Source organism: Empedobacter tilapiae (genome assembly GCF_004785645.1).
In the GTDB taxonomy this organism is placed as follows: Bacteria; Bacteroidota; Bacteroidia; order Flavobacteriales; family Weeksellaceae; genus Empedobacter; species Empedobacter tilapiae.
This window is the reverse complement of the sequence record NZ_SRPE01000009.1, coordinates 176,152-185,479: the sequence shown is the minus strand read 5'-3', so window position 1 is coordinate 185,479 and position 9,328 is coordinate 176,152. Positions and strand designations below refer to the sequence as shown.

Here is a 9,328-nt window from a genome sequence, read left to right as displayed (position 1 = left end):
AAACCTATTTAAAAATATTAGGGTGACTATAGCTGCAGGGCTCACCTCTTCCCATTCCGAACAGAGAAGTTAAGCCTGCCTGCGCCGATGGTACTGTTACTTACGGGAGAGTAGGTCGTCGCCAGTTTTTATTAAAAGCCTCAAGTGAACAACTTGAGGCTTTTTTGTGTTTATACTTTTTTGTACAATGTATTAAGTATTAAGTATTAAGTATTAAGTATTAAGTATTAAGTATTAAGTATTAAGTATTAAGTATTAAGTATTAAGTATTAAGTATTAAGTATTAAGTATTAAGTATTAAGTATTAAGTATTGAACATCTTATACTCTCAGAATAAAAAGCTTCCTATCAGTCAACGAGAAGCTTTTTATTAAGAAAAAGCAAGCTTCCTTTATAATTCTCAGAACTTACTTGTTTAGAAGGTTACGGGTATAGATTAGTTCACGGAAGGGCATCGGTGAGTTGTTCAAAGGGCATCGGCGAGTTAACGGATGGGCATGCGATGATTGTCCGATGCGCTTAGGAGTAAAACAATGGTTTATTTTGTATTTCTGCTCGAAAGCACAATTGAGTGTGTTGGGTAGTGTTTATCTTTTTAGAAGTCGTTTGATTATAACTTCTTCTTCTATAAATGATTGAAACGGATAATAAAAGATGAACGTCATAATTTTAAGAATCAATTTGTTTTAAAATTGTTTCAGTTACTTTTTTATAGTTACGATTAAAGTGATGATTACCACCTAAATAAATAATATTTTTATTGGTTAAATTGATTTTTTTGTAAGGATAGTTTATTCCGTAATTACTTAAAATAATAGATAAATGCAACTTAGGAAGACGGTTGATTTCCGGAATAGTATTCCATTCGCCACTTACATTTTCAAAAATTAAATTTTTATAGTGAATTTCAAGATCAGCTGTTTCGTAAGGATCTAAAAGAATAAGTTGATGAATTCTTTCTTTAGTTTTTGTTGGAAGTTGATTAATAATAAATGGAATAGCATCAGCTCCAAAAGAATAGCCTATAAATACAACTTCTTGATTTTGGTTATGTTCGATTTTTTTTTCTAAAAATTGAGCTATTATTTCAGCCGTTTTTTTAGGATCTCTTTCATTCCAAAAATAAACTTTAGAATTTAAAGCATAGATATCATAGCCTTTCTGATGAAGATTATTACATATTGATTGTGAAAAAGGTCCCAATCCAGCATCACCACTTAAATAAAATAAAATTGGTTTTGTATTGTTTTTATGCTCCCAAACTTTAAGAGGCAATGGATCTTTAATATCCACATCGTCTCCTTTTGTACGCACGATGTACAAACCAACTGTGATAATAATTAACCCAAATAGTATAAAGTTTTTAGTTTTCATCTTCAGGTTTCATTACTTTACTTAGCGCTTGCGGAAGTTGAATAAGTTCTACATCATTTCCGTAAACTATATATTTATTGCTCCAATAATTAGCATATTTTTCTTTAAAATCACGCATCGTTTGATATTGTTTAAACGTTCCAATCCGCTGATAAGCAAATTTCATTAACTGCTCGGCAACATTGTTCGGTTTATCTAAACCAGCTAAAGGTGTTAAACCAATATTGATGTATTTTTTTTTATTGTCTTTGGCATGATTAATTAATGCAATTATCACCGCATCCATACTACCATTTGGAGAATCGATAGTTCTTCGAAATAAATCGTAAGTCATTTCATCTTTTGTGTAATCTGGAATAACATTAAGAAATGTAACCACTTTATTTTCTTTATTTTTTAACGTAATAATGGGTTGATTTTTTAATGTTTCACGTTCAAATTTGCCTTCAGCAAATACAATCTCTCTTTTATCAAATTCTTTTAACCATTCATTTGAAACAGATTCAATTTCATTTAAAAAATCTTCTATCAATGGAGGTAAAATAACTTCAGTTTTAAATCCTTTTTTCTCTAAAGTATTTAATGCATTTCGCATCGACTTACGTTCTTTTCCTTGAAGATTAAATGAATCAACCTCAATAATTCCTTCTTGACCGATTAATAAATGTTGTTTTTTAAAACTTTTGAAATCAATTAAATCATCTTCAGAAACTCGATAATAAGCAGTTTTTAAACCTTTTGTTTTACAATAGTTTTCGAATTCTGAAATTAAATCTGATTTATATTTTGTATCGCAAACAACATTATCCAAAACAATTGCGAAATTTAAACCTATTTTATATGCAAGAAAACCATCAATGTTTGAAGAAAAATAAAGTGTTTTATCATTCATTAGTTTAAAATAATCTAATGCTGAAGTACCATATTTTTCGACAATTTCTTCTGCTTCTTTATAATTCTGAATGTCTTTTGTGTTATAATTTTTAGCTCTAAAAAATGTTAAAATCAATAGTATCCAAGAACTAAATCCAAAAAAAATATTGATATCTTTGAAATCTTTAGCAAAGGTTGTTCTCGGAACTAAGTTATTTTCACTAAACAATAAGAAGTTTTGGAAAGTATAATAAAAAGCTTGATACCAAGAGAAATCAATACCAAAGTGTCTTTTATCAATGTAATAAAAACTTAAAACATTAAAAATAAATATAGCAAAAAAAGCAAGTAAGAAAATAGAAAAACCTTGTCTTAATCGTTTTAGATTTGTTTTCAATGGATATTGATTTCTACTATAAATTAACATTACAATTGACAAAAATGCAAATCCAGCTTCTTCGTAATCTAATGCTTTTAATATATTTCCGAAGAATGAAAGTATAGAGAATATTAAGGCAAAAATCCAAGCTGATTTTAATCCTTTGATGAGATAAGATGATGTAATCAATAAAGCAATTCCGATAAATAGAATCATTAATTTTGAAAGATGCATCAATTCAGTCGGTAAATACAACTTTTCAAAATGTAAACGTTCTGCAAGAGGGGGAGTGATAACTGAAATAATATTTATCATTCCTAATGTAAAAATCAAAACAGCAGGAAAAATTCGTGCAAATAGTTTTCTTCCGCGCCACATAAAACTTAAACATCCAAAACCTAGAGGTAACCAAAATTCGAAAACGCGGTACAATAAAGTTGTAGCTAAACTTTGATTATGAGAATAACCGAATTGCGTTAAAATATATACCATCGTAAATTCTACTGCACCCAAACCTCTCAAAAATGGTGAAATAATCATCAATAAAACAGAAATCGTATAAGCCAAAGCTGCTGCATCAAAAGTAGGTTGAACACCTAAAGCTAACATTGCAATGTAAACGTGTAAAATTCCTGTAATTTCAATGATTATTGATATTAAAATTGTGAGATTAATATTTTTTCTGTCTAAAGAAGTTTCAAAAATTGGATTGATTTCTTCCGTAACCTTTGGGAATTTATTTTCTATAATTTGATAGAATTTATTTTTGGTTTTGAATGAGTTATAAATGAAATAAACTAGAATTAAAATTAAGCCCAAAATAACCAATGATATCCACGAATCATTAAAATATTTGTTGACGTAAATACTATAAATAATGATGGGAACACCAATGATGAAAACCGTTAATAATCCAATAAAACCATAAATGGAACTCGCTTGAATGACTTTATTTGTTTCAAGTTGTTGTTTTTTGATATGCTTGGGTAAATAAGCCAATGAACTAATTCCTCCCGCTGGTAGAAAAACACTAATAAAATTTCGTTTGAGAAATAAATTGACAGCATCCCAAAACTTAAGAGATAATCCAAGAGTTTTAAAACTTGTGATATACATTGCAGCTTGTAAGAAAATATAGAGAAGTGTAATTCCAAAACCGATTAATAACCAAATAGGTTTTGCGCTTTTAATACTTGGGATTATCAGCATCATTTCTTTACGTTCGCTTCTAAAAAATACAAATGCAAGTAGTAAGATAAGTACCGCTAAAACCTGTTGCCAAGGGATTTTTATGTGTTTTATAGCTTTTGGAAACTTCATATTGGGATAATTAGTTTTATCACTTCAATTTATTAAAAAATTAAATATCAAAACTTATGATTTGCTTAAAAATCTCTTATATTGAAAATAAAAATAAGATATGGCGACTGAATTAAATTTACGTCAAGCAAATTTGAGTGATGCGGATAGAATTTGGGAAATTTTGCAACAAGCAATTCAGAAAAGAAAAGAGGAGGGAAGTGATCAATGGCAAAATGGTTATCCAAATCTAGATGTTGTAAAAAATGATATTTCAAATGGTTTTGGTTATATAATAGAGAATGTTGATAATCTAATCATTGGATATATTGCAATTATTGATGAAATAGAACCTGCTTATACAGCAATTGAAGGAAAATGGCTGAATGATGATCCATATATTGTGATTCATCGATTGGCTATTGCGCAAGATATTAAGATAAAAGGTTTGGGAACTTGGGCGATGGATGAGATTGAAAAAATAGCAATTACAAAGAAAATACAGAATATAAAAGTTGATACTAACTTTGATAATATTGGAATGTTGCGTGTTTTTGAAAAGTTAGGTTATCACTATTGTGGTGAAGTTTATTTTGATGGAAGTCCTAGAAAAGCTTTTCATAAAATCATTCTGCGTTTAACATAATCTAATATTTTAGTTTTAAAATATTAAAAAAACTAAATAATCAAATTGATAAAAAGATTCCTTTTTTGGAATCTTTTTTTATGAATTTGTATAGGGTAATTATGTTTAAAATGTAAAATTAATACTTTGACCCCTAATCTTTACAGGGTGTAATTAAAAATAAATGATTTTATTAAAAAATAATCTAATTTTGATAGGGTTAAAATTAAAAACTTATGAAAGTTGGATTAAAATGGAAAGTAGCTTTTGCAATTATAACACTAGTTGCCTTAGCTGGATTATTTTGGAAACCAGTTGTGAATATTCCAAATACAGGAGAATTCCTTAGCGAAGAAAATATTGTAAATTCAGATGTCTCCTGGATTTTAGCAGCTACAGGATTGGTGTTATTGATGACGCCAGGTTTATCATTTTTTTATGGAGGAATGGTAGGGAAACGAAATGTTATTTCTACCATGTTACAAAGTTTTATTGCCTTAGGAGTGATTTCTATTTTGTGGATTGTAGTTGGGTTTTCATTATCTTTTGGTGAATCAATCGGCTTTACAATAAATGGAGAACATTACGGAATTATTGGTAATCCTTTAAGTTATCCATTTTTTAATCATGTTGGAGCATTTCCACACAAAGACATGGCATCTACAATTCCATTTGTTCTATTTGCATTGTTTCAAATGAAATTTGCAGTCATTACACCAGCGCTTGTAACAGGTTCTTTTGCCGAAAGAGTGCGTTTTATTTCATATTTGTTATTTATGATTTTATTTAGTTTAATCATATACACACCGCTTTGTCACATGGTTTGGCATCCAGAAGGTTTATTGAATAAATATTTTGGAGTAAAAGATTTTGCTGGAGGAACTGTTGTTCATATGAGTGCAGGATTTGCAGCATTGGCAGGAGCTTTGGTGATAGGTAAACGTAAAAACAGAGAACACAAACCTGCAAATATTCCATTTGTTATGCTTGGAACAGGAATGTTATGGTTCGGATGGTTTGGTTTCAATGCTGGTTCAGCTTTGGGAGCAAATGCCACAGCAGCTTTAGCTTTCGGAACAACAACAATTGCTTCTGCTTCAGGAATGATGACATGGATACTTTTTGATAGAATTAATGGTCGTAGCGTTTCTGCTATGGGAGCGTGTATAGGGGCTGTAGTTGGATTAGTAGCAATCACTCCAGCTTGTGGGTTTGTTACAATTCCTGAAAGTATATTTTTTGGCTTTATAACCGCTATTGTCTCAAATGTAATGGTTCATTGGAAAGTATTAAAACGAGTTGATGATACTCTAGATGTTTTTGCATGTCATGGAGTCGGAGGAATCATGGGAATGATTTTGACAGCTATTTTTGCACATGGAGAAAATGCAAGCTTATTACATGGAGGGATGCATGTGTTAGCACATCATATGATTGCTTTGTTGCTTGTTTCGTTATTTACTTTTTTCGGTGCGATTGCTTTATTTTATATTACGAATAAAATGATTCACTTACGCGTGAGTGATAGAGCTGAGCTCGAAGGCTTAGATTTGTCGCAACATGAGGAAAGTTTACATTAATTAAACAATGATATTATAAAAAAATCCGACTACTTTTAGTAGTCGGATTTTCAATTTATACTAATCCAGCACGCTTCAATAAAGCATCTACTGTTGGTTTATGACCTCTAAATTCTTCGTACAGTTTCATCGGTTCTACTGTTCCTCCAGATGATAAAAGTTTATAGAATTTTTGAGCTGTTTCTGGATTGAAAATTCCAGTTTCTTGGAAAAATGCAAAGGCATCTGCATCCAAAACTTCGGCCCATTTATATGAATAATAACCAGATGAATATCCACCTTGAAAAATATGTGAGAAGGATGTACTCATCATATTTTTATCAATTTCTGGATATAACTCTGTTTGTTTGAACGTTTCTTTTTCAAATTGTTGTAAATCATTAATTTCAGCCAAATCATTCGCATGATAAGCCATATCCAATAATCCAAAACTCAATTGACGAACAGTTTGATAACCTTCCATAAAACTTGAAGAAGCTTTTACTTTTTCAATTAATTCTTGCGGAATAATTTCTCCTGTTTGATAATGTTTTGCAAATAATTTTAAAGCTTCTGGTTCGTAACAGAAGTTTTCGTAAAATTGAGAAGGTAATTCAACAAAATCCCAATAAACATTTGTTCCAGAAAGACTTTCGTACGTTGTATTTGGTAACATTCCGTGTAGCGCATGTCCAAATTCGTGGAATAATGTTGTCACTTCCTGAAATGTCAATAATGATGGCGTGTCTTTCGTTGGTTTTGTAAAATTACAAACAATCGAAATGTGCGGACGTTTGGTATTTCCATTCACATTAGAAGCTTCTCTATAACTTGTCATCCAAGCACCAGGGCGTTTTCCTGCACGCGGGAAAAAGTCTGCATACAATAAACTTAAGAACGCACCATTTTTATCTAGAACTTCATAAGTTGTTACTTCATCGTTATATTTATCTATGTTGTGAATTTCTTTAAACGTAATTCCATACAATTTTGTTGCCACATCAAAAGCGCCTTGAATCACATTTTCTAACTGAAAATAAGGTTTCAATTCTTCGTCAGAAAGACTGAATTTTTTCTGTTTTAATTTTTCAGCATAATACGCATGATCCCAACGTAGCAATGTTTCAATCCCATCAGTTCCTTTTGCAAATGCAGTTAATTCCTTAATTTCTTTTTCTGCAAATGGTTTTGCTTTCGTTAATAAATCATTCAAGAAATCTAAAACAGTCGTAGGTGTTTTAGCCATACGTTCTTCCAAAACATAATCAGCATGCGTTTTATAACCTAATATTTTAGCACGTTCGTGACGAAGTTTTACAATGTTTTTCACATTTTCTTCGTTGTTAAATTCATTATTTTGATAGGCTTTTACTCCATTTGCTCTAAACAATTTTTCTCTTAATTCACGGTTTTCTGCATATTGCATAAACGGAATATAGCTTGGCGCTTGCAACGTAATCAACCAACCTTCGTGATTTTTTTGTTCTGCATCAGCCTTTGCTTGATCAATAACATATTGAGGCAAACCTTTCAAATCATTTTCATCTGTAATAATCAATTCATATGCATTAGTTTCAGCTAAAACATTTTGTCCAAATTGCAACGATAGCATCGAAAGTTGTTTGTCTATTTCGCGTAATTTATTTTTGTCTTCTTCGTTTAGATTTGCACCATTTCTCGAAAAACCTTTGTATTTTTTTTCTAATAAATAAGCTTGTTCATCGGTTAAACTCAACGATTCCTTTTGATTATAAACGACTTTAATTCGTTCAAATAAATCTTGATTTAAGCGAACATCATTTCCAAATTCAGATAATAAAGGCGAAACTTCTTGTGCAATTTCTTGAATTTCATCATTCGTTTCAGCAGAATTAAGGTTGAAGAAAATAGAAGAAATTCGTCCTAATTTTTCACCAGAAAGTTCCATTGCTTCAATTGTATTTGCAAAAGTTGGCGCTTCAGGATTCGCAGTAATTGCCTCTATTTCTGCTTTTGCTTCTTCAATTGCTTGGATAAAAGCAGGTTTGTAATCTTCATTTTTTATTTTAGAAAAAGGAGCACTTTCAAAAGGTGTTTCAAATTTTTCTAATAATGGATTTGCCATTTATAGTGTATTTTTTAGTTAAAATATATTTGTTTAAACTCTCTCAAATTCTAATCCAAATGTAAGAAATCTGACAAATCGTCAAATTTAATGTGTGATTAATTTAGAGTTATTTACATTTGTTTTAAAAGTAATCAATTATGAGTGTAGCCTTAATATTCAACCAAAAACCAACAGAAGAATGGCAAAGAAATTTACAAGAATTGTTGCCAGATACGAAAGTTGAAGTTTATCCAAATATCTCAAATCCAGATGATGTAGAATTTATTGCAACTTGGAAACCGCACAAAAATTATGTGGCTGAATTTCCAAATCTAAAAGTTGTGCAATCAGTTGGAGCAGGGATTGACCATTTGTTACATACCAAAATTCCAGATTCAATAAAAGTGACACGTATTGTTGATCCTGCTTTGAAGCAAGAAATGTTTGAACATGTTTTGGCTTGTGTTATGACTTCAATGAAAAATCTGTTGACGTATTATAAAGATCAAGTTCGTAAAGAGTGGAAACCTACTACTTATCAAAGTATCAAGGAAACAACTATTACTGTTTTAGGATTAGGTGAAATCGGAAAGTTAGTAGCGGAGCAATTTATTGCTTTAGGTTTTCAAGTCAAAGGTTGGTCGAATTCGCCAAAAAATATAAATGGAGTAGAATCTTTTGCAGGAAAAGAAGGCTTGAATGCTGCGATTTCTAATACTAATTTTATTGTCAATATTTTGCCTTTGACAGATGATACAGAAGGTATTTTGAACAAAGACTTTTTTGCACAATGTTCAGCTCATACAGTTTTGGTTAATGTTGGTCGTGGAGCACATTTGGTCGAAAAGGATTTATTAATTGCAATCGAAGAAAAACAAATAAAAGAGGCTTATTTAGATGTTTTTGTAGAAGAACCTTTACCTGAAAATCACCCTTTTTGGACGAATGAAAATGTTTATGTAACGCCTCATATTGCGAGTGTTACAAACGCAACAACAGCTCTAAAACAAGTTGCAGATAACTACAATAGAATGAAAAATAACGAGACTTTATTGAATGAAGTTTCATTAGAAAGGGGATATTAGATATACCAAAACGACGTAAGTTTTTGTTAAAAAGACGCATCTATGTTT

General features: G+C 30.6%; 6 protein-coding genes and 1 rRNA gene. 4 read left to right on the top strand and 3 right to left on the bottom strand.

From position 1 onward, the window contains the following. The first annotated feature begins 18 nt into the window (after positions 1–18). Positions 19–127: ribosomal RNA gene (gene rrf, locus E4J94_RS13345) — 5S ribosomal RNA — on the top strand. Positions 128–669: 542 nt separating this feature from the next. Here the strand turns inward: rrf and E4J94_RS13340 are convergent. Together E4J94_RS13340 and E4J94_RS13335 are read right to left on the bottom strand one after the other, a co-directional pair. Beyond that, entirely contained in the window at positions 670–1,374 is a 705-nt protein-coding gene (locus E4J94_RS13340; protein ID WP_135836292.1) for an AcvB/VirJ family lysyl-phosphatidylglycerol hydrolase, read from the bottom strand. Further along, complete coding sequence (locus tag E4J94_RS13335) at positions 1,364–3,946, bottom strand: flippase-like domain-containing protein (protein WP_135836291.1); 2,583 nt, start codon at positions 3,944–3,946, stop codon at positions 1,364–1,366. The genes E4J94_RS13340 and E4J94_RS13335 overlap by 11 nt, the downstream gene beginning before the upstream one ends. 100 nt (positions 3,947–4,046) lie before the next feature. Here E4J94_RS13335 and E4J94_RS13330 point away from each other — a divergent pair, with 100 nt between their 5' ends. Both E4J94_RS13330 and E4J94_RS13325 read left to right on the top strand, forming a co-directional pair. Next, the gene (locus E4J94_RS13330) at positions 4,047–4,571 is read left to right on the top strand and encodes a GNAT family N-acetyltransferase (RefSeq protein ID WP_135836290.1); all 525 of its coding nucleotides are present in this window, start codon (positions 4,047–4,049) and stop codon (positions 4,569–4,571) included. A 215-nt stretch (positions 4,572–4,786) separates the two neighbouring features. Continuing rightward, entirely contained in the window at positions 4,787–6,130 is a 1,344-nt protein-coding gene (locus E4J94_RS13325; RefSeq protein ID WP_135836289.1) for an ammonium transporter, read from the top strand. Positions 6,131–6,185: 55 nt separating this feature from the next. On the opposite strand, the gene E4J94_RS13320 is transcribed toward E4J94_RS13325, so the two are convergent. Next, positions 6,186–8,213, bottom strand: coding sequence for a M3 family metallopeptidase (locus E4J94_RS13320; protein ID WP_135836288.1), 2,028 nt, complete (start codon positions 8,211–8,213; stop codon positions 6,186–6,188). A 140-nt stretch (positions 8,214–8,353) separates the two neighbouring features. Here E4J94_RS13320 and E4J94_RS13315 point away from each other — a divergent pair, with 140 nt between their 5' ends. After that, positions 8,354–9,280 (top strand): 2-hydroxyacid dehydrogenase, encoded by a 927-nt coding sequence (locus E4J94_RS13315; RefSeq protein WP_135836287.1) that lies wholly within the window; start codon positions 8,354–8,356, stop codon positions 9,278–9,280. Positions 9,281–9,328 lie beyond the last annotated feature (48 nt).

Coding starts and splice junctions, on each gene's coding strand:
- E4J94_RS13320 (WP_135836288.1), bottom strand. CDS start 8,213: ATGGCAAATCCATTATTAGAAAAATTTGAAACACCTTTTGAAAGTGCT.
- E4J94_RS13340 (WP_135836292.1), bottom strand. CDS start 1,374: ATGAAAACTAAAAACTTTATACTATTTGGGTTAATTATTATCACAGTT.
- E4J94_RS13315 (WP_135836287.1), top strand. CDS start 8,354: ATGAGTGTAGCCTTAATATTCAACCAAAAACCAACAGAAGAATGGCAA.
- E4J94_RS13330 (WP_135836290.1), top strand. CDS start 4,047: ATGGCGACTGAATTAAATTTACGTCAAGCAAATTTGAGTGATGCGGAT.
- E4J94_RS13325 (WP_135836289.1), top strand. CDS start 4,787: ATGAAAGTTGGATTAAAATGGAAAGTAGCTTTTGCAATTATAACACTA.
- E4J94_RS13335 (WP_135836291.1), bottom strand. CDS start 3,946: ATGAAGTTTCCAAAAGCTATAAAACACATAAAAATCCCTTGGCAACAG.